Annotated in this window: 16 protein-coding genes and 1 tRNA gene; 11 read left to right on the top strand and 6 right to left on the bottom strand. The window is 70.0% G+C overall.

Annotated elements, in window-relative coordinates; all coding sequences use genetic code 11:
- The first annotated feature begins 203 nt into the window (after positions 1-203).
- Positions 204-1925 carry a hypothetical protein gene (locus HOV77_RS14750; RefSeq protein ID WP_290862505.1) on the top strand — a complete coding sequence of 574 codons (1722 nt, stop codon included), beginning with the start codon at positions 204-206 and terminating at the stop codon, positions 1923-1925.
- A 766-nt stretch (positions 1926-2691) separates the two neighbouring features.
- On the opposite strand, the gene HOV77_RS14745 is transcribed toward HOV77_RS14750, so the two are convergent.
- A tRNA-Val gene (locus HOV77_RS14745) sits at positions 2692-2763 on the bottom strand.
- Positions 2764-3102: 339 nt separating this feature from the next.
- Between HOV77_RS14745 and HOV77_RS14740 the strand changes: the two genes are divergently transcribed.
- Positions 3103-4431: an FAD-dependent oxidoreductase gene (locus tag HOV77_RS14740; protein ID WP_290862503.1), complete on the top strand. Its 1329-nt coding sequence runs from the start codon at positions 3103-3105 to the stop codon at positions 4429-4431.
- A gap of 3 nt (positions 4432-4434) precedes the next feature.
- Here HOV77_RS14740 and HOV77_RS14735 read toward each other — a convergent pair whose 3' ends face one another.
- The gene (locus HOV77_RS14735; protein WP_290862501.1) at positions 4435-5277 is read right to left on the bottom strand and encodes an LLM class flavin-dependent oxidoreductase; all 843 of its coding nucleotides are present in this window, start codon (positions 5275-5277) and stop codon (positions 4435-4437) included.
- A gap of 131 nt (positions 5278-5408) precedes the next feature.
- Here HOV77_RS14735 and HOV77_RS14730 point away from each other — a divergent pair, with 131 nt between their 5' ends.
- From HOV77_RS14730 to HOV77_RS14715, 4 genes are all read left to right on the top strand, one after another.
- Positions 5409-6215 (top strand): SAM-dependent methyltransferase, encoded by an 807-nt coding sequence (locus HOV77_RS14730; RefSeq protein WP_290862498.1) that lies wholly within the window; start codon positions 5409-5411, stop codon positions 6213-6215.
- A gap of 16 nt (positions 6216-6231) precedes the next feature.
- Positions 6232-8331 (top strand): EAL domain-containing protein, encoded by a 2100-nt coding sequence (locus HOV77_RS14725; protein WP_290862496.1) that lies wholly within the window; start codon positions 6232-6234, stop codon positions 8329-8331.
- Between the two features lie 65 nt (positions 8332-8396).
- Positions 8397-9038: a class I SAM-dependent methyltransferase gene (locus tag HOV77_RS14720; RefSeq protein ID WP_290862494.1), complete on the top strand. Its 642-nt coding sequence runs from the start codon at positions 8397-8399 to the stop codon at positions 9036-9038.
- Positions 9039-9060: 22 nt separating this feature from the next.
- Positions 9061-10326, top strand: coding sequence for a hypothetical protein (locus tag HOV77_RS14715; RefSeq protein ID WP_290862492.1), 1266 nt, complete (start codon positions 9061-9063; stop codon positions 10324-10326).
- Here the strand turns inward: HOV77_RS14715 and HOV77_RS14710 are convergent.
- The 4 genes from HOV77_RS14710 to HOV77_RS14695 form a co-directional block, all read right to left on the bottom strand.
- Positions 10289-10900 carry a PH domain-containing protein gene (locus tag HOV77_RS14710; RefSeq protein ID WP_290862490.1) on the bottom strand — a complete coding sequence of 204 codons (612 nt, stop codon included), beginning with the start codon at positions 10898-10900 and terminating at the stop codon, positions 10289-10291. The two genes, HOV77_RS14715 and HOV77_RS14710, sit on opposite strands and share 38 nt — an antisense overlap.
- Positions 10897-11304 carry a MarR family transcriptional regulator gene (locus tag HOV77_RS14705; RefSeq protein WP_290862488.1) on the bottom strand — a complete coding sequence of 136 codons (408 nt, stop codon included), beginning with the start codon at positions 11302-11304 and terminating at the stop codon, positions 10897-10899. Before HOV77_RS14705 ends, HOV77_RS14710 begins: the two co-directional genes overlap by 4 nt.
- Before the next feature lie 152 nt (positions 11305-11456).
- A complete protein-coding gene (locus HOV77_RS14700) occupies positions 11457-11921 on the bottom strand; it encodes a MarR family transcriptional regulator (protein ID WP_290862486.1) in 465 nt (154 codons plus the stop codon).
- Between the two features lie 4 nt (positions 11922-11925).
- Entirely contained in the window at positions 11926-13254 is a 1329-nt protein-coding gene (locus HOV77_RS14695; protein WP_290862484.1) for a hypothetical protein, read from the bottom strand.
- 97 nt (positions 13255-13351) lie between these two features.
- On the opposite strand from HOV77_RS14695, the gene HOV77_RS14690 reads away from it, so the two are divergent.
- From HOV77_RS14690 to HOV77_RS14670, 5 genes are all read left to right on the top strand, one after another.
- Entirely contained in the window at positions 13352-14365 is a 1014-nt protein-coding gene (locus tag HOV77_RS14690; protein WP_290862482.1) for a hypothetical protein, read from the top strand.
- Entirely contained in the window at positions 14362-14961 is a 600-nt protein-coding gene (locus HOV77_RS14685; protein WP_290862480.1) for a hypothetical protein, read from the top strand. Before HOV77_RS14690 ends, HOV77_RS14685 begins: the two co-directional genes overlap by 4 nt.
- A 96-nt stretch (positions 14962-15057) precedes the next feature.
- The gene (locus HOV77_RS14680) at positions 15058-17727 is read left to right on the top strand and encodes a fibronectin type III domain-containing protein (protein ID WP_290862477.1); all 2670 of its coding nucleotides are present in this window, start codon (positions 15058-15060) and stop codon (positions 17725-17727) included.
- Positions 17724-18884 carry a DUF58 domain-containing protein gene (locus HOV77_RS14675; RefSeq protein WP_290862475.1) on the top strand — a complete coding sequence of 387 codons (1161 nt, stop codon included), beginning with the start codon at positions 17724-17726 and terminating at the stop codon, positions 18882-18884. The genes HOV77_RS14680 and HOV77_RS14675 overlap by 4 nt, the downstream gene beginning before the upstream one ends.
- A complete protein-coding gene (locus HOV77_RS14670) occupies positions 18860-20950 on the top strand; it encodes a transglutaminase domain-containing protein (protein WP_290862473.1) in 2091 nt (696 codons plus the stop codon). The genes HOV77_RS14675 and HOV77_RS14670 overlap by 25 nt, the downstream gene beginning before the upstream one ends.
- Positions 20951-20954 lie beyond the last annotated feature (4 nt).

The raw sequence follows: 20954 nt of genomic DNA, 5'->3' as shown, positions 1-20954 counted from the left end.
GCGGCGGGCCATGAGGGCACGGTCGCGAGGAGAGCATTGTGGGTTTGTGGGCTGCATACGTCATCAGCCTGACTGGTGAATCGCCTGTCGTGCGGGGTGGCTGGGATAATGCTCGGGGTGCGGCAGACGGTTGGTCGGCGTACGTGACTCGGGCGGGTGATCCACGGCTGCGGCCGCAGCCGTGGTCTCAGGTTGACGGCCCGATGCTGACCGCGGTGGTGATGGACAGCGATGTGGCGATGTTGGTCGGGTGGGACGGTGGCCGGGAGCGGTTCCGGTGGCTGTTCAACGAGGAATCGGGTCCGGCGTATGGCCTATCCGGTCGGACCGAAGAGCCGGACAGGGACGTTTCGGCCGGCGAGAGGCGTCCAGTAGTTGAAGCGATTCTGTGGTGGGCCGCTCGATCGAGCATCGACGCGGACCGTCGAGTCGTCGATGACATCCTTTCTTCTGGCTACGTGTTCGCCGAGGAAGGCTTGTTCGCGCTGCTGGCGCATATGGGTGTGATCGAACCAGGTGGTCGACTGATCCCGGCAGAGCAGCCGAAAGACGTCTCGATCGACGTGGAGCGATTGCGGCGGCCAGACCCGTACCCGCTCGACGTGGTCGGCGGCGATGAGGTCGGGCTACCGGGTCAGCCGGCGGTGATGTTCCTGGCAGCGGCGATCGAGCACGGCGATGCCGGATGGGCAGACTTCGTGGTGGAGCACGAACTGGAACGCTGGGGAAGCCCGTCCTGCCTTGTCGTAAGCTCCTCGGACGAGGTTGCGGCTGGTGGGCTGACCAGTCACGGCACCTGGAATGTGATCCTCGGCAGCGATCCCGCGGTCAGCTTGTTCTCCTGGCGGGGATCGCTCGGCGGGGCGGAGGGGTTCATGCCCATCGCCGGACCTTGGCACGTCGTGCCAGCAGAGTACGATGACGTGCACTCGGCGGTGGTATGGGCCCGCTCGAATGTCGGCGAGTGCCGGCGACCGCCGTCGCCAGATCGGGAACGGCTCGAGGCACGGGCTTCTGGCCCATTCGGTGTTGGTGCTCCCTCCCGGGTGGCGATGAGCCGGGCGGGCGATCCTAACCTGGTGTGCCAGCTCTATACCTATGTAGATCTTATGCAACGTCGTGACGCGCTGGCGGCGTGGCTGGACAAGGCGAGACGGCTGCTCGCCGCCCCGGTCATCGCCGCCTACGGCCACCGAGCATGCTACCCGTCGGGTTACGACAGCGGCCTGCCGTACGGCGTCGCAGCCCGAGTCCGCATGAAGTCAGCCAGAGGCCGCTGGTCACATATCGGTGCAGACACAACAGGCTGGGACCGCACAATGACCCGACTGCGGGCAGGCGAACTGCATTTCCTCCAGCTCGAGCTGGAGCAGCTCAACGGAAAAGGCATGTATTCGCGCTACCGCGGTGGCGTCACAATCGAGGTCGAGCTCCGCGACCAATTCACCGACCCCAGCGGTCCCATCCCCGACGGCCACCCGGCCACGATCGTGATTAAGATCGCGCGGTCGCTGATCGCGATCCTCGGTGGGGACGGCTTGTCGGAGGTACGCCGACTGGTCCACGACGCCACGACAAGCTTCGGCGTGGCGAGCGGCTTCATGCACGCAGTCACACCTGGGGACACCGCGGAGTCCCAATACGAGCGGCGCAACCTCGTCCAATGGCGCGGTGAGCGTCTGGACTCGATGACCCGCGGCGTCTACTGGGGAAACCTCATCGGAGCCGGGCACCTCACCCGGCTAGCCGGCATCGGCCGCCTGCAAGACATGCTCGCCACCCGCCGGATCGAGCGTCTGGACCAATGGTCTGCCGAGCCGCCGCTATGGTGGTTCGAGCTCCACGCGGACCCATTCGCTGCGTGCGACGACCGCGCGGATGCGATTGCCCACGAGTTAAAGGAGCTTGTGCCAGGAGACTCCTAACGACGGCGCCCCGTCCACCGGGGCAACACCCATTCGCCGCGCAGGGAGTCGCTGAGCCAGGTCGTAAGATCGATGCCCATCGGGATCAGGCCCTGCTCGGTGTCTGGATCCCAATCCCAGCCCCACACCGGCCCCGTTGGATCGGTGAAATCGATGAGCGCAGACAACGCGCAGCCCCAGTCCAGTACCGGCACCATGCCTGGTGGGCCCGGGGTGGTGGAGGTCGGACCAGAACAACCCGTAGCCCTCGACGACGTCAGCGAACAGTCCCCGAGAGTCTCCACCGCGCACACCGACCACGTCGCCGCGCGGCCCAAAGCCGCCGTTGGCAACCTCCAGATAAAACCGCCTCAACAGCGGAGGAATCGCAAACCCGATCGTGGCTTCGGCTTCTTCTACAGCGGACAGTTCCGCCGGCGCTGGCAGCGCTACGTTCCTCGAAGTCTCGGACCGCACGCACAAGTTCGTCATCGCTCAGCCGGAACTGCATGGCCCCATCATGCGCACCGCCCAGCCTCACCGCTGCCCCAGAACGACGTCGAGATCTACCGAATATCGACGCACGTCCCGTGAATTACGCTCTAAGACCTCTTCGTACCGGCGACCAGGATCGCCGCTATCGCTGACTCTCATACCTCAGCAGACTTGTTCGACGGTAAGGGCCGCCTGGCATCCTGCGCGTTACGCGTGGAGCACCTTTGCCCACCAATATCGAAGAAGCCACCTGGAGAAGATCCTCCAGAGGGGTTCTGAGCTGCGCAAACGGTGGGCGATACTGGGATCGAACCAGTGACCTCTTCGGTGTGAACGAAGCGCTCTCCCGCTGAGCTAATCGCCCGGGACGGGTTCAGACTGTACCCGATCCGGAGGGCCGCGCGCATCTCGGTATCCCGTGTCGCCCCTCACGAGGTTCAAGAGAGGTTCAGGAGAGCCTTCACGACGTTCCGCAGAGCGAAGCTTGCGCTGCTCGGGGCCGAAGTCGATCACGTTCTCGGGGGAGCGATCATGGAGTTCTGCGCACCGACACGCCGTCGAGCATGACCGGTAGTTCATGATCGGCGGGAAAGGGCGGCGGGAAAGGCGGCGGGATAAAGGGGGCCGCGGGAGCGCAGGGGTGGCGCCAGGGGTGCGAGATATCCTATGGTGTCGATAGGAATTATAGGTAAAGGGGCGCGTCATGGCCGTTGCGGTGGTCGTCGGAGGCGGGTTCAGCGGCGTAGTCGCTGCTCGGGAGCTCGTCCGGACCGGGTGGTCCGTGATCATGGTCGACCCGCAGGCGCGGCCCGGGCGGGGGGTGGCGTACTCCACGGCGGCGCGGTGGCATCTGCTCAACTCGCCCGTTTCGGCGATGAGCGTCGACCCGGATCGGCCCGGCGATTTTCTGGAGTGGTGTCGACGCCGGGATTCGCATACTGAGGGTAGCGACTTCGTTGCGCGTGGGTGGTACGGCGACTATTTGACTGAGGCGTTGCGGGCGGTCGACGAGGTCGCTCCCGGGAAGCTCACCGTCCATCGTGGGACGGTCGGCCGCATCTTCGAGGCGTCGCATACCGGGCTGACTGTGCTGCTCACGGATAGTGTCGTGCTTACTGCCGATGCGGTTGTGCTGGCCGTTGGCAATGCGGCTCCGCGCGTCCCGGTGGCTGCTGACGAAAGCGTCCGGCAGCTTTCGGCGTACATCCAAGATCCTTGGCAGGAGGACGTCCTGGCGCGCGTGGGCGACGGCCCGGTGTTGCTCATCGGGACCGGCCTGACCGCGGTCGACGTGGCTCTGAGCCTCGCGGGCCGCGAGATCACCGCGGTGTCGCGCCACGGATTGTTGCCGCGAGCCCACGCTCCGTCGGTCCGCCGGGAGATCGTGCCGCCGGCGGCTACGAGTGTGGCTGCTTTGCTTCATTGGGTACGCGATCAAGCCGCAGCCACGGGCGATTGGCGCGGCGTGATGGACGGATTGCGACCGCACTGGGACCGGATGTGGCGCGGCCTGCCGGAGCATGAGCAGCGGCGGTTCTTGCGACATGTGGCGCGCTACTGGGAGGTTCATCGGCACCGGATGGCGCCGCAGGTGGCCGCGTCGGTGGAGGAGCGGCGGCAGGACGGAAGCCTGCGGGTACGCGCGGGGGAGGTGTGCGGCCTGCGGCCGCTGCCGGACGGCCGGATCGAGGCGGTGATCAAGGGGACTCGCCTCGAGACGAGGGCCTTCACAGCAGTGGTGAACTGCACCGGGCCGGGCCGGTTGACCGAGCGCGATCCGCTGGTCCGGTCGCTGGTGGCGGACGGGTTGGCCGCGCCCGGGCCGCATGAGCTGGGCCTGGCCGTGGACGAACATGGCGCGGTGCTGGGGCGTAGTCACCGAGCGCCCGCGTTGTTCGCGTTGGGGTCGGCCCGGCGCGGGCGGCTGTGGGAGACGACCGCCGCGCCGGAGATCCGCGAACAGGCGCGGGCGCTGGCGTTGCACCTGCTGACGATGGGGATCGACCGGGAATCGGCCGACCAGACCCGCTGATCGCTACAGGAGCAGGTCGGCGAGCCGGTCGACCTGGTCGAGCCGGGCGGCGGTCGGGTCGAAGTACAGCTCGGTGCAGCCGGCGTCCTCGAACGCGGTCACTGCCGTCCGGATCGCTTCCGGCGTACGCAGAGCGCCGTCGGCGATGATCTTCGCGAAGTCCCCCGTGAAGGCGTAGTAGTGGTTCAGGTACGTGCGGGATTCCTGTTCGGCGTCGTCCCCGAGGGAGAAGTACGCCAACGTGGCCAGCCGCGGTTCACCGGCTCGGCCCGCTTCGGTCCACGCTGTGCGTACCCGGTCGTTGAAGGGTTTGACCTGTTCGGGCCGGGCGCCACCGGCAGTCCAGCCGTCGCCCCAGGTGAGGACGCGTTCGACCGCCTTGTCGCTGGTGCCGCCGATGAGGACCGGTACGCGACGGTCGCGGACGGGAGTGGGCAGTGTCGAACCCTCCGCCCAGGCGTCGCGCAGGTAGGACAGGGTCTCGTCGAAGATCCGCCCGCGCCGGTTCCAGGGCACACCGGTCAGGTCGTAGTCGTCGGGGCGCCCGCCGGGCGCGAGGCCGAGTGTGAGCCGGCCGCCGGACAGCTGGTCGACGCTGGCCGCCACCTTGGCGAGCAGCGGAGCCGGGTAGACCGGGGCGAGCAGGATGTTGGTCATCAGCTCGATGCGAGTGGTCGCGCCGGCGGCGGCCGCCAGCGTCGTGAGCGAGTCGTGGTTCGGGTATGCGATCCGGTCGATCGTGGCCAGCCCGGCGAATCCGCGTTCCTCGGCCCGGCGGGCCCAGTCGACGAGCAGGCGGCCGGACACTCCCGGGACGGGATTGGGGAGCCCGATGGAGATCTTCATGCCTCCCACGGTAACGATCGAACGATCGATCGCCCGGGTGCACCTTGCACGAATACCGCATATGCTTCTCCCGTCGTGTCCGCGCCTTCCCCTCAACGCGTCCCCTCTCGACAGTCGAAAGAGTCGTCCCCATGGAACGTCCTCGCTGGGCCCCCGCCGATCTCGACCTCGACCGCCCGAGCGTCGCTCGCGTCTACGACTACTACCTCGGCGGCTCGCACAACTTCGCCGTCGACCGGGAGTTCGCCCAGCAGGTGCTGCAGGCGATGCCCAACGTGCCGCAGCTCGCCCGGGAGAACCGCGCCTTCCTGCGCCGGGTGGTGCGGGCGATGTCGGCGCTGGGCGTCGATCAGTTCATCGACCTCGGCTCGGGCATCCCGACCGTCGGCAACGTGCACGAAGTGGCGCAGGAGCTCGATCCCAAGGCACGTGTGGTCTATGTGGACTGGGATCCGGTGGCGGTCGCACACGGCGAGGCGATCCTGGAGGACAACGACCGGACCGCGGTGATCGGAGCCGACCTGCGTGAGCCGGCGGCGATCTTCGCCGACGAGCGGGTCAAGGCGCTCATCGACCCGAGCCGGCCGACCGCGATCCTGCTCATCGCCGTGCTGCACTTCGTGCCGGACGAGCTGAAGCCGATCGAGTTGATCGGGCAGATTTCGAGCCTGCTCGCCCCGGGCAGCCACGTGGCCATCTCGCACGCCAGTCCGGAGCGGCAGGCGGAGCAGATCGGCCAGGCGGCCAACCTCTACCAGAAGACGGCCAGCCCGGTGACCATGCGGTCGCAGGCCGAGATCGAGGCGTTGTTCGGCGACCTCGACCTGCTGGAGCCCGGCGTGGTGCAGACCCCGCTGTGGCGGCCCGACGTCCCGGGTGAGCTCGGGCCGGAGGCGTACGAGTATCCCGCGTACGCGGGCGTCGGCCGGGTTCGCTGACGGCCGGGCGGGGATCGTGGAACCGCCGAATCCGTCCGAGGTCGCCGGAGCGTGGACCGACGCGATCGCGGAGACCAGCTATGTCGTGATCGGACGGACCGCCCTGGCCGCCCGGCTCACCACGCGCGTCGAGGAGATCCTCACGCTGCTGGACGCCTCCGGTGACGACTTCGGCCCGGCTCGGTCGATCGGCGCGGCCCTCGTCTCCTCGCACTTCACCGAGGTCGGCTCGGTCACCGGGACACTGCGGGCGCTCGGCGACCGGCTGACCGCGTACGCCGAAAGCGTGCACAAGGGCGATCGGCTGCGCCGGATTCTGGCCGAACTCGCCGGTGGCTACGCCGACGCGTTGCGCGAACGGACCCTGGCCGAACAGGAGCGCATCCACATCGCCTCGATGCAGGCCAGGGCGGCCGCCGAACGAGCGCGCTGGGACAGCGAGGCACGCTTCCAGGCGGTCTTCGCCGACGCGGCGATCGGCATCGGGATCGGCGACCTCACCGGCCGGATCATGGAGGTCAACGAATCGCTGTCGGAGATGCTCGGCTACAGCCTCGACGAGTTGCGGCAGCGGTCGGCGCTCGACTTCGTCCATCCGTCCGACGATCCGGCGGTGTGGTCCGATCTGGCCAAGCTCTTCAACGGCGAGACCAGCCATTTCCGTACGCAGAAGGCCTATTACCGCCGCGACGGCACGGAGATCTGGACCGAGCTGGCCGTCTCGCTGATCCGCGCGCAGGACGGCTCGCCCCGGTTCGCCGTCGGCATGGTGCAGGACATCACCGAGCAACACCGGCTGCTCACGGAGTTGGCGTACCAGGCGAATCACGATCCGCTGACCGGGCTGCCGAACCGGACCATGTTCTTCGAACGGCTCACCGCCGCTCTCGCCGACACCCGCGAAGACGCCCGAGTCGGGGTCTGCTACCTCGACCTCGACGGCTTCAAGATGATCAACGACACGCTCGGCCACGACGCCGGCGACGAGCTGCTGCGGTCGGTCGCGGAGCGGCTACGTGTACGCCTCTCCGGGCCGGGCCGGCTGGTCGCCCGGATGGGCGGCGACGAGTTCGTGGTGCTCCTCGAACAGTCGCCGGGGGAGACCGAACTCGAACGCATCGCCGACGAGGCGCTGGCGGTCGTCCGGGAACCCGTGATCCTCGGCGGCCACACGCTGCGCGTCGCCGCCAGTGTCGGCGTCGTCGACCGGGCCGCCGCCGGGACCACCGCCGCCGAGCTGATGAAGGCGGCCGACACCACCCTCTACTGGGCCAAGAGCGACGGCCGCGATCGGACGGCTGTCTTCGACCACCATCGGCACGCCCAAGCGGTCAGCCGCTATCGCCTCTCCGCGCAGATGCCGTGGGCGCTGGACGAGGAGCAGTTCTTCCTCGACTACCAGCCGCTGGTGGACCTCAACGACGGCGTGCCAGCCGGAGTGGAGGCGCTCGTCCGCTGGCAGCACCCGGAACTCGGGCTGCTCGGCCCGGATCGCTTCGTGGAGATGGCCGAGCAGAGCGGGCTGATCGTCCGGCTCGGCCGCTGGGTGCTGCGCGAGGCGTGCGCGCAGGCGAGCCGCTGGCGGGCCGAGCATCCGGACTGGCAGCCGCTGATCAGCGTCAACCTGTCGCCCCGGCAGGTCGCCGAGCCCGGTCTGGTCGCCGACCTGAAGCGCATCCTCGCCGAGACCGGCATGGATCCCGGCGCGCTGCAACTCGAACTCACCGAGAGCGCGCTCATGGCGACCAAGGGCGAACCGCTGGCCGTCCTGCATCGGCTCGCCGACCTCGGCGTACGCATCGCGATCGACGACTTCGGCACCGGGTACTCGAATCTGGCGTACCTGAGCAACCTGCCCATCCACGCGCTCAAACTGGCCGGGCCGTTCGTCTCCGCCCTCCGCCGTCCGGCCGGGCCGAGCGCGGCCGACATCGAGATCCTCGCCACCGTCGTCCGGCTGGCGCACACCCTGAAACTCACCGTCACGGCGGAGGAAGTCGAAACGGCCGCGCAGGCATCCTTGCTGGCCGGGCTTGACTGCGACCTCGCGCAGGGCTGGCACTTCGGCGCACCCGGTCCGCCCGACCGCATCAACCACCTGCTCCTGGTGAACTGAGACCACTGCTCCGGGTGGGCTGAGGCCACCCGCTCCTGGTGAACTGAGTGAGTACGCTGCCGGGTATGCCCGTGCAGCTGTGGTACGAACCCGTGGAGATCCCCGACGCCCCGCCGCCTGAGCTGAACGCGTCCACCCATCGCAGCCGGCTCGCCCTCGAACGGGTCCTCACCGATCCCGACGACGACAAGGCGTGGGAAGAACTCGAAACCACGTACGACGAGATGGCTCCGGAGTGGACGGAGTGGGCCGTCGAGCAGCCCTGGTACGCCGCCGGGGTCGCGGCCGGGTTGCAGCACGCGCGCCCGGTCGGCTGGATCGCCGAGATCGGCTGCGGCACCGGGCAGGCGACCGAGCTGCTCAGCCGGGTCGGCGTACCGGTGGTGGCGACCGACATCAACGTCTCCATGCTGCGCGGTGCACCCGCCCTGGCCAACGTCAGCTACGTCGCCGCCGACGTGCGCCACATGCCGTTCCATCGCGGTGCGGTTCCCTTGCTGGTCAGCTTGAACGGCGTACCGGACTTCCGGGAGTTCAACCGGATTATCGGCCGTGGCGGTCAGCTGTTGTGGTGCACGTCGTTCGGGGAGGGCACCCCGCTGTATCTACCGCCCGACCGGGTTGCCGATATGCTCGGTCCCGATTGGACGACCGAAGCCGGCCAGGCGGGTCACGGCGACTGGATCCTCGCCGTGCGTACGCGCTGATCACCCTGGGGAGGGGCGCGAGTTGCGCATCGTCAACATCGGCACGTTCCTGCTGCCGGTCCGGTTCTCGCTGAGCGCCCTGATGAAGCCGGGCGGCCGGGAGGAGCTGGCCGAGATGCTCAGCACCGGGCTCACGGAGTTCCAGCCGCGTGCTCGGGCCGACGGCGGCGGTCTCGTCTTCGACATCAGGGACTCGATGCATCAGCGGATGGAGACGATGGTCTTCACCGGCGTCATGGAGATCGAGGGTGCCGGCCGCGTCCGGCTCTACGTCAGCAGCCTCGCGGTCGGCTTCGTGGTGACCGAGCTGGAACTGCCCGACGACATGTCGCTCGACCTCGACATCCCGGAGGACTGCGACCGCTTCAAGTCCTACGAGGAGCCGGTCACCCAAGCCGTCGAGCCGTTCGTCGCCCGATGGAGCGAACGCATCGTCGAGGTGATCGATCCCGCCATTCTGCGACCGCTGCCGCCGTCGGCGATGCAGAGCGGCACGCTGTTGTGGTGGCACCGGGTCTGCGTCGACGCCCAGCCCGCCCTCGACTTTCCCGCCGCCCGCTGGTACGGGGTGACCGCCGAGCTCGCCCAAGGCGCGGTGGCGCAGGTGACCGTCGGTGTCAGCAACCTGCACACGATGGGCCGGCGCGACCTCGTGCACGACACGGTGGAGGGGCTGCTGGTCGCCACTCAGGAGTGGATCGTCGTCGACGAGGCCAAGCGCCACATCGCCGATCACCTGGTCGCGCTGAGCCAGGGCGAGGAGAACAGCCTGGTCAGCGTCGACTCGCAGTACGTCGACGTACTGGCGCTGACCGAAGACGTCACCATGCGCAACCTGCTGCTCGGCCAGGAAGCCCGCTATTTGACGGTGAGCCGGCTCCGCGTACGCCAGGCGGCCTCGCAGGCGTGGGGCACGACGACCGAGGCGGAGACGCTCGACGAGCGTACGGCCGCTCTGCGGGACCTGTTCAGCCTGCATCGCGAGCGCATCTTCAACGACCGCGACGACCGCCGCAACCGGCTGGTCTTCGTCTTCACGGCGATCACGCTGATCCAGTCGATCCTCGTCTGGTACGACTTCATCACGTCGGACTCCACCGCCACCGGCAGCTCGCCCCGGCCGGAGATCGGCATCGTGGTGCTCGTGCTCACGCTGGTCTCGGTCGTCGGCGCGATCCTCACCCGGCCCAAGGCACGCAAGCGCGGGCGGCTGCGGCGGCCGACGATTCCCCGCCAGCGCCAGGCTCCCGTCAGCGCGCCGGAGCGGACTCCGCGCGACGCCGGCTGAGGTGCTCCCGGGCCTCGGCGACGAAGGCAGCCGGGTCGTCCGCGTTGATCCTGATCTCCGCGAGCGGTTCGCTGTCACCCGACGGTAGGCGTACCACATGGGGCTCGGCGAGAACGAGGTCGACGGCGGTCTGGCTGCCGACGGCCACGCTCAGCGCGGGACCGGCGCTCGTCTGATCGAAGTGGACGGTCTTGGAGGACTGGAGCGGGCGCTTGTTCACGCGCACCTCCGCGATCGCCTCCCACGGCACGAAGAAGTCGACGGTCAGTCCATTGCGGACGGTGATGCCCTCGTCGCCGATCGCGTGCGTGTTGACGTACATGCTCGCGAGCAGCCCGACCATCCACGTCACGCCCCACGCGCCGAGCGCCAGCATGACGATCCGCACGCTTTTCCACGGCAGCAACAGATCCACGATCGGAATCTCCACAGCGGACAGCACGATGAAGGTCCAGATGATCGGCACCACCGGCGCGGCATAGCGGAACGGCCGCCCGCCCTTGGGTGGTCGCCGCGCGATCCAGCGGATCAAGGCGTGCCACATCCGCACCTCGTAGCCGATCATCCACCTCATGGCGCCTCCCAAGTCTGCGTCGCGAGCCCATGCTTGAACCGGTCGAGGACCTCGGCGAGGCCCGCCGAGAACTTGTCGAACAGCTCCCGGTCCATCTGGCCGAAGAGCAGCTCGGCGAACTGCTCCTGACCCTTCTGTAGCGCCTCGGCCGTCGCCGTGCCGCGTTCGGTGAAGGTCACCAGGAACGCCCGGCGGTCCGATGGATGCGGCTCGCGAGTGACGAAACCGGTCGCCACCAGGCCGTCGACCAGGCCCGTCACCGTGCGGGCGCTGACCTTGAGCCGCTCGGCGAGATCGCGCTGGCTCATCGGGCCGTGCGCCGCCAGCTCCCACAGCAGATGCGTGCGCGACGGCGTGAGGCCGGCCCGCCCCAGGCTGGTGGCCATGTCCTCGTTCAGGAGCATCGAGAACTCGATCAAGCGGCCTAGCGCTTCGTGATGCCTATTCATAGTGAGTCACGCTCACTATTTTACCAGGTCCTTCGGCGGGGACGTTATCCCGGGAAAACGTCCCCTTGCGGCGCGAAATAACGACGTCATCCCGGAAAACGCGATGATCAAGGACGCAGGTGGGCGTCCAGACGCTCGCGGAACGGCCGCCGCGCGAGGGCCGCGGTGAGCTCGGCCACGGCGCGCGTCAGCGGGTGGTCGACCTCGGCCTCCAGCTCCGTGATCGCCGCCTCGGTCGCGCGCCACTCCGCCTCCAGCAGCGGGATCACCTCGCGGCCGCGGTCGCTCAATTTCACTCGACGCGTACGCCCATCGGAGTTCTCGGCGTCGGTGACGAAGCCGGCGGTGCGCATGGCGGCGACCGTCTGACTCATGGCCGAATGGGTGACTTCGACCGAGTCGGCGAGCTCGCGTACGGTCAGCGCGCCGCGGCGGCCCAACTGGATCAGCGGCCCGACGAACCGCGTACGCATCCCGTCGACTCCGGCGTCGGCGTACACGGACGCGATCTGCTGGTCGACGGCTTCCAGCAGCAGCCGGACCGGCCGCCAGCGGCTGTCGAGGTCGCTCATGAGTTCAGTCTGCGTCACGCGTCGGCCGCAGTCCTGGCGCGGCCGCCAAGTCGGCGCGGCGGATGGCGTACGCGTGACCGTCGCCGATGGCGCGACCCTCGTTGCTGTCGGAACAGACCAGCCACAGCTCGCTGATGGAGCATTGGTCGATCGGGCCGGGCAGGTGGATCAAGGGAGTCACCTGCAGCTCGGGGTCGTTCGCGTCGAACTGCCCGAGCCAGCCGGCCTGCCCGGGACTCGGCGAGATGAAGACCAGTGACCGGTCGTCGTCCATGCTCAGCACGTTCCAGATGGCCATCCGGGCGCTCTGCAGCCGGTCCAGGACCGATTGCCGGGTCGCCTCCCGGGCCGTCACGTCCTCACCCGTACGCAGGACGAACCGTTTCTCGCCGGACGACGACCAGTCGCACAGCAGATCGGGGCCGCACGGGGACATGTCGCTCGTGGGGATCTGCGCCGTCCACAGTCGAGTGAAGCCCGTCTTGATGTCGTAGATGTCCAGCCGCCGCTCGACGCCGCCGCCGTCGGCCGGAGTCACCGGGCCGTAGCGGATGCCGAGGACGCCGTTCCAGGCGAACGCCAGACTGCCGCCGGGTGGGACGTGACCCGCGCCGGTCGGGCCGCCGTTCTTGACGTCTATCAAGGTCACCGTGCCGTCGGCGGAGAGTTCGACGAGGTTGTCGGCGTACCCGCCGAAGCCGTTCGCGGGGTACCAGGCGACCATCCAGTTGCCCGGCGGTGCCAACGGTCGCCGCCACCGAGTGGTCCCGGTCGCCGGTTCGGCCGCCTCCAGCCAAGCCTGCGGACCGGGTGGCCGGATGAGCAGGAGCTCGCTCTCGATACTTCCGTAGAGCGCTCCCGGCCGGCTCCACCGCACCTCGCCCGACCCGACCGCGTACGCCGTGACCGTGCTGGCCGCGAGATTCGCCGCTTCCTCCGCCGGTGTCGGAGACTCGGGGTCGGGCATCTCCGGCGCGGTGACCACGATGAGGAGGTCGCCGATCGACTCGGTGCCGCCGAGCGGAAGCGGCAGGTCCCGCTGCCAAAGGCGTACGCCGCTGGCCAGGTCGAACGCCGTCAGCCGGGAACTCGGTCCCCAGTGATAGGTCACCAGGACATCCCCGACGACCTGGTACGCGTCCTGCGCGCCGATGCCGTCGACGCGGTGGATCGGCGTACCGGGGGCGGCGGGTGCGGCCGCGCCGAGCAGGGCGAGGCAGATCGCGGCGGCGGCGAGCGCCACCAGCGGACGGCGTACGCCCCAGCCGCGCAGCCAGGGCGGGGCGGGTGCCGACCCCGGTTCGTGGTCCTCGGGAATTCCCAGCTCGATCACGGTCACACCTTGCCGACGCTTCTGCGGCGCATCTGGTTGCATCCGTCCCGCACAGCATAGGGTTGCGCCGTCACCGGCGAGGCCGGATCATGTGGCGGTGACGGAGGACCGGCAGGACGGGACGCTGCAACCGGCCTTCGCGCTCTGGTCCGCCGCGACCGTCCTGGGCGGAGCGATCCTGCTGCCGACCGCCCGTGGTGCGAGCTGGACGACCGTTGCCACCGCCGGTCTCGCCGTCGTCGTGGCGCTGGTGCTCGCCTGGTGGGGCCGACGGCGTACCGGGGCGGGCCCGGTGACCGCGCTGCTGGCGGTGGCCGGGCTCTGGGCCGCGCTCGCCGGGTGGCTGGGCACCGTGCTGCTCGACCGGGTGCCGGTGGTCGCGGTGGCCGCCGCCACGGTCTGCGCGGCCGGGATCGTGACCCTCACCGGGCGGCTGCTGGGCGTGGGCCGTCCACTTGCGACTGCTCTGTTGGTGCTCGCGATGGTGGCGGCTGCGGTGGCAGCCTGGACGGCGCTCGGCTCGGACGTCCGGCAACCGCTGCGGGTCGTGCCGTTGGCGATCGTCCTCGGCATCGGGCTGCTGCCCCGGCTCGCCCTCGGCGCGGGCGGCCTGGCGGAGGCGTCGTTCCGCCTTCGGGCGGCGGCGCAGGCGATCCCACCCGAGCAGGTTGATCGATCGCTGCACGTCGCCGGAGAACATCTGGTCGGCGGGCTCGCCGGACTCGGAGCCGGTGCCGGGGTGTGCGGTGTCGTCCTGATCGGCACCGGCGACCACCGGGACGTCGCACTGGCGCTCGGCGTGGCGCTGCTGTTGTGGCTGCGCTCGCGGTTGTTCGCGCGTACGCGTCAGGTCCTCCCGCTGCGGGCGGCTGCTGCTGCGATCGTCCTGGCCGGTGCGGTACGCGTACTGCTGCTGGGCGAGGAGTGGGCGTTGCCCGCCGGGCTGGGGGCGGTGCTGGTCCTGACGATCGCGTTCGGCTCCCGGAGTCGCCGCACCGGTCGCAGTCGCCTGCTCCGGGTCGCCGAAATCCTCGTCGCCGCGGCCACCGTGGTCGTCGTGGTGGCGGCGACCGGGCTGGCCGACCTGGCCGATCCGCTGGCGAAACCGTGAAGTGGTTCACCGATCCGGACGAGGTCGCCGAGGAACGGGCTGCGGCGGCGGCGCTCCGGCGTCTCCCGGCGAGCTGCCGCGTCGTGGCGGTCTGCGCCGGAGCCGGGGGAGTCGGAGTGACCTCCGTGTGTGCCGGGATCGGTGCGACCCTGGCCGCGTTGTGGCCCGGCCGGATCGCGTACGCGGGACTGCTCGAAGCACCGCCGATCGTGGGCGTACACGTGGCAGCCGAGACGATGTGGACGGACCAGGTCACACTGGAGGCCGTCGAGGATTTGCGCAAGCGGCACAGCGTTCTGCTGCTGGATCTCGGTGTCCATGCGAGCCGCACCATGAGGGTGCTTTTGTCCACAGCGGACCGGATTCTTGTCGTGACCGATGAGGACGGTAGAGGAGAGGCGAAGGCACTGGCGCGGGTGCACGCCGCCGCGGCCGCCACCAGACGAGCGACGATCGGCCGGAGTGGACAGTCCGGTCCGGATCGCTTCGTCGTGCCGTCCGACAAAGCGTTTTCCCAGCTCGGGCCCGATCTCCTCGAACGGGCGAAGCCTGCGACGTGCCGTGCCTTGTTGCGCTTGGCTGCTTGGTGCGTATAGCGCGCGAAACACCCGCGCGATACGCTGTCGTCGCTTGTGGTGGGTGCGGCGGATCCACATCTTTCGACAACATCAGACCGTGGAGGCACCGGGACGATGATGATGCGGCTGCGGCACTCGAAGAGGTTCGGAAAGGTTTACCCGACGGGTATCGTCCTGGCGGTCGTCGCGGCGCTCGGCGCGACCGTCTTCGCCCTGGGCGCGACCGGCCAGCGGCCTGCGGTCGCCGACGGCGCCTCGTGGTTGTGGAGCAAGCAGGTCGGTGAGGCCTCGCAGGTCAACGCGGTCTCCGGGAACGTCTCGCTGCGCCAGCCGATGATCGACGCCCAGGGTCACCAGGTCAGGGTCACCCAGAGCGATCGGTATGTGATCCTCCAGGATCTGTTCACCGGTCGCGTGACCTCCATCGACTTGACCCGGATGGGCTTTTCCGGGTCGCTCGACCTCGGCACCGTCGAGGACACGGCGGTGCTGCTCGACGGGGCGACCGCGATCGTGGTGGACCGGACGCGGGGCTTCGTACGCCCGGTCGACGCCGGGACTCTGCAGGCGATCGGCGACCAGCTGCGGCTACCCGGCCCTCTGGTCGGCGGCGCGTTCGACAAGTCCGGCCGGTTGTGGCTGGGGGTGCCGAGCCAGGGCATCGCGATCGCGCTCGCCGTGCGGGACCGCAAGATCGTCGTGGAGCGGACCGAGGCCGTCGCCGATCCCGGGCACGAGCAGGCGCTGACGGTACTCGACGACGGCGCGGTCGTCGTCGATCGCAGCGGCAACCAGATCGCCGTCGTCGGCGCGACGCCGACCCGCAAGGTGACCTCTCCGGCGGCGTTGGCGAGCGCGATCGTGCCGGCGCGTACCGTGGGCTCGACGGTGGCGATCACGCTTCCGGCCGAACGGAAGATCGTCACCATCGGCGACGTCGCCAAGGGCACACCGGTCGCGACGGTGGCGCTCACTCCGGCCGAGGCGCAGGTGGCGGCGCAACAGCCCGCCGTCAGCTTCGCCGGCAAGGTCTACATCGCCGACCAGGCGACCGGTTCGGTCCGGGTCGTGACCCCCGACGGCGATCCGGCCGGGAGCATCCAGGTCGGTTCCCCGCAGACCACCGTCGAACTCGAGGTACGCGAACAGCACCTGTTCATCAACTCGCCCGACACGACGACGGCCGTGATGGTCGACGAGGACGGCAAGACGTCCAAGGTGGACAAGTACGACCCGGTTCCGGAGACCACGCCGACGCCGACGACCCAACCGGCGCAGACGACCTCGCCCGAGCCGCAGCAACCGCCGACGGGCAAGCCGTCGGACAAGCCGGGCGGCGAGCCGACCAAGCATCCGGCCAGTCCGCGGCCATCGCCGACGGTGCGGGCCGAGCCGCAGCGCCCGGGGCCGCCGGTGCCGGTGACGGCGCTGGCCGGAGACGGCCGCGTACGCCTGTCGTGGGGCAAGGCGAAGCCGGGCTCGGCGGCGGTGCAGGCGTACACGGTGACCTGGGAGGAAGGCGGCGGCGGCCGGGTGCAGGTGGGCGGCACGACGGTGCAGACGACGATCACCGGGCTCGCCAACGGCACGTCCTACCGCTTCCGCGTGTACGCCACGAACAAGGTCGGCGACGGCCCGCCCGCGTTGTCGGAGCCGGTGACTCCGGCCGCCGCCCCGCCGCCGGCCGTTCCCGCCGCGCCGACGGCGCAGCTGGAGACGGGTTCGGACGGCAAACCGACCGGTGCGGTCCAGGTGACCTGGCCGACGGTGGCCGACGCCGCCGACTACGTCGTGACCCCACGCAAGGACGGCGCGGCCGGGGCGAATCCGCCGCAGACCGTGACCGGAACCAGTGCCCGGTTCGCCGGCCTGACCGCCGGGTCGTCCTACACGTTCACGGTGAGCGCCCGGAACTCGGCGGGCGCGGCCAGCGACGACAGTCCTGCGAGCAACGCGGTGACCGTCCACTACGCCCCGGGCGCACCCGGAAACGTCGTCGCCAAGCAGACCGGCCCGAACACCTACGTGATCACTTGGTCGGCCGCGGACGCACATGGTTCGCCGATCACCGCGTACGCGATCTGCGATCAGAACGAGAACCGCATCGCGACGGCCGGCCCGAACGCTCGCACCGCGACGGTGACGGCGGCCGGCCTGACGAAGATCCAGGTCGCGGCGATCAATGCGGACGGGATGGGCCCGATCGTGGAGGTGCCGATCGCGCAGCCCGACCCGCCGAAGATCGCCATCTCGTCGACGAGCGCGACCCAGACGGAGATCACGGTGAACTTCACCGCGGACGGGGACGGAGTCGCCGCGACCTGCACGTTCAGCGCGGGCGGCAAGACGGTCTCCGACTGCTCCTCGCCGGCGAAGATCACCGGATTGACGGCCGACACGCAGTACACGGTCACGGCGAAGATCACGACGTTCGCCGGATCGGCCACCGACACCGCCTCGCAGAGGACCGACGCCCCGCCCAGCGGTTATGGAGCCACCGTGACCTGCACGGATTCGGCGAGCAACCCGGACCCGTCGTTCTGCTCCAAGGGGTTGCCCGTCTACGGCGACAGCAACGACAACGGCTCGGTCGTCCGCCGGGTCTCCGACGGTTCGCACATCACCGTGGTCTGCAAGGTCCACGGCGAGAACCAGAACGCCGGTCCCTACAACAACAACAAGGAAGGCGATCACTGGCTCCGGCTACCCGACGGGAACTGGATCTCCTGGGTGTGGCTGCGGTTCGACAACGGTGACGACGTGGAAGCGCTGCCGAACTGTTGACCAGACCGACCGCGCGGGGGCTGACGACGGCCGTCTGCTCCGCCGCCCTGCTCACCACCGGGCTGCTGCTGGCGTACCGGGAGATGGTGATGCTCGGCGCGGCGGGGTTGGCCGCCGTCGCGCTCAGTTCGCTGTGGGCGCTGTCGCCGCCCCGGGTGGTCGTCGACCGGCTGGTCGAGCCGCGTCGCGTACGCCGCGGTGAACCGGCCATGGCCACAGCGGACGTCGTGGTGCTCGGCCGGTTCCGGCGGCTGCTCACCTTCACCGATCCCGTGCGCGAAGCGGGCGGCGATCGCGACGATCTGCCGTCGGGACGCGCGGCGGTGCACGCCAATCCGGGCCTGCCCGCGCGGGTGAGCTTCTCGCTGCCGACCGGCCGTCGTGGCGTGTTCCACATCGGACCCGTACGCGTCGGCCGCGACGATCCGCTCGGGCTGTGGTCGGTGACCCGCCCGGCCGGTCCGGTCGAGACGTTCACCGTGTGGCCAGCCTGGCATCGGCTCGACCGGGGTGCGAGCGGGACGGCGGCCGAGATCGAAGGCGAACGAGACCTGGTCGACGCGGGCAGCATCACCTTCCACGCGTTGCGCGAATACGTCCCCGGCGACGACCTGCGGCACATCCACTGGCGTACCTCGGCGCGGGCGGGCACGCTCATGGTGCGTACGCACGTCGACGCGGCGGTCGCCCGGCTCGTGCTCGTCCTCGACGACCGGCTCGCCTCCTATTCGGACTCCGCTGCCTTCGAGGAAGCCGTCGAGGTAGCGGCCTCGGTCGTCGTCGCCACTGTGGACAGCGGCCGCCAACTGCGGATGCTGCTCGCGTCCGGCATCGGGGGAGAGCGGTCGATCGGTCAGACCCAGACCGGGCTCGACCAGCTGGCCGCGGTCCGGCTGACGATCGGCGGCGGGGACGTCGCCGAGCTGCGCGCGCGGCTGACTCTGCATACCTCGGGCGACGCGGTTCTGCTGGTCACCGGGGCCAAAGCCGACCTCACCCTGCTCGGTGCGCTGTCGGCGCGCTACCGCAGCGTGGGGGCGGCCGTGGTCGGCCCGCCGCCCGAGGACCCGCTGAAAGGGGCGGTGTTCGCGCCGACCGCCGCAGAGCTCGTCACCGCCTTGCCGGAGCGGCTGTGGAACGCATCGTCGTCGCGGTAGCACTGGCCCTGGCAGGAGCTGCCGCCGGCAGCCAGATCGCCGGGCTCTACATCGGACGCGAGGCGGTGCTCGCGATCGTCGGAGCGGCCCTCGGCGCGGCCCTGCTCGGCTTGATTCCGCGACGCCGGTGGCACGTCGTCGTCACGGCGGCAGCGCTCGGCGGCGTCCTGTTCGGACTGAGCCGCTGGCTCCCAGGCCCGGGCACGCTTACCGATTCGCTCACCCACGCCGGAGCCCGTCTGCTCACGAGTGCCACGCCGGTTCCGTCGCGAGTGGACACTTTGGCCCTGCCGGTCGCCGCCACCTGGCTCGCCGTCTCGGCCGGCTCCGCGCTGACCCGGGGCCGCCGTCCGGGTGCGGCGGCGTTGCCCCTGGTGGCACTGGCTGCGACGATGCTCGTGCTCGCCGGCCCGCACGCCGGGACGAACTACCGCCGGACCGCTGTGCTCGTTGCCGCGCTCGCGTTGCTGCTCGTGGTGGTCCGTCCACTTCCGGCTTATACGCGCAGAGCAGTGCCCCGGTTGCTGCGGCTCGCCAGGGCGGTGGCGGTCGCCGTCGCGCTCGCCGGTGGCACGTTGCTCCTGACGCCACCGTTGCTGACCGGAGTCACCGCGGCTCCACCGGATCTGCGGGCGTACGTGGTCGCGCCGGTGCAGGCCCCGCCGCAGACGCACCCGTTGAGCCTCGTCGGGCGCTGGGGAGTGCACCCGGAGCAGCCGCTGCTGCGGGTCACCGCGAACCGCCCCGTGACGTTGCGCTGGGCGGTGCTCGGTGACTTCGACGGCACGAGCTGGCTGCCCGCCACGACGTATCGGGCGGCCGGTGGCGAGCGGGGTGGCGTACGGGACTCCGGGATCGCCGCCGACGACGTGCACGCCGAGATCACCGTCGCCGAGCTCAGCGGGACGTGGCTCCCCGTACCGGACGGACTTCGCCGGGTCGAAGGCGTCGCCATCGCGGTGGACGAGGCCTCCGGCGCGGTCGCCGTCACCGACGGGCTCCGCCCCGGTCTCGCGTACGCCGTCGACGCGGCCGTCCCGGCCCCGACCCCGGCTCAGCTGGCCACGGCGCAATTGCCCCGCTCGGCGGAGTTCGACCGGTATCGGGAGCTGCCGTCGGGCAACACCGGGCGCATACCGGAGCTGGCGTTGACGGCCGCCGGTGACGGCCTGCCCTACGCCCAGGCGCTCAACCTGGCGCGGTGGCTCAAGACGACGTATCGCTACGATCCCCGAGCCCCGGGCGGCAGCGGCTATCCGAGCATCGTCCGGTTCCTCACCGGCGCTCCGGCAGCCGGCGGTGGCCGGGGCACCTCCGAGCAGTTCGCGACCGCGTACGCCGTCCTCGCCCGTGCGCTGGGCATCCCCGCCCGGGTGGTGGTGGGATTCACCGCCGCCACGGGCACCGGCCCGGTGACCGTGACCGCCGCCGACGCCCGGGCGTGGCCGGAGATCTACCTGGAACCGGTCGGCTGGGTCGCGATCGACGTCACCGCGCCGCCCGTGACCAGCACGACTGCTCCGTCGGCGTCGCCCCGGCCGTCATTGTCGGCCGTCCCCGAGGACTCCGCCGATCCCGGCGCGGACCCGTCGGCCGCCCCGGACGTGGAGATCATGACGCCGGAGGCGGAACCGGCCGACGGCGTACGCGGATCGTGGCTCTGGCTGGCCCGGATCACGGCAGTGTTCCCGCTGGGGTTCGCCGTCGTGGCGCTTCTCCGAATCCGGCGCAGCCGCACCCGGCTGGCCGTCGCCGGTGACGCCGAACGCGTACGGGGAGCTTGGGCGGAACTCAGGGACGGCGCTCGGCTGGGCGGCGTACCCCTGAGAACACATTGGACCGCAACCGAAGTCGTGGCCGCAGTCAGCGACGCAGTGCAGGTCGAGCCGCGTGACGACCTCGCACAGGCGGTGAACCGCGCCGAATTCGCGGAGCCGGAAGCCGACCTCGCCGCCGGACCGGCCGTGGCGCAGGCGACGGACCTGATCCACCGGGTACGCCGGAAGGCGAACCGACGCCGCCGCCTGTTCTGGTGGCTCGACCCGCGTCCATTGTGGTGGCGCTGAGGCG

Origin of the sequence: Hamadaea sp., from assembly GCF_013362815.1 — a bacterium.
Classification (GTDB): domain Bacteria; phylum Actinomycetota; class Actinomycetes; order Mycobacteriales; family Micromonosporaceae; genus Hamadaea.
This window is presented reverse-complemented; position numbering and strand designations above follow the sequence as displayed.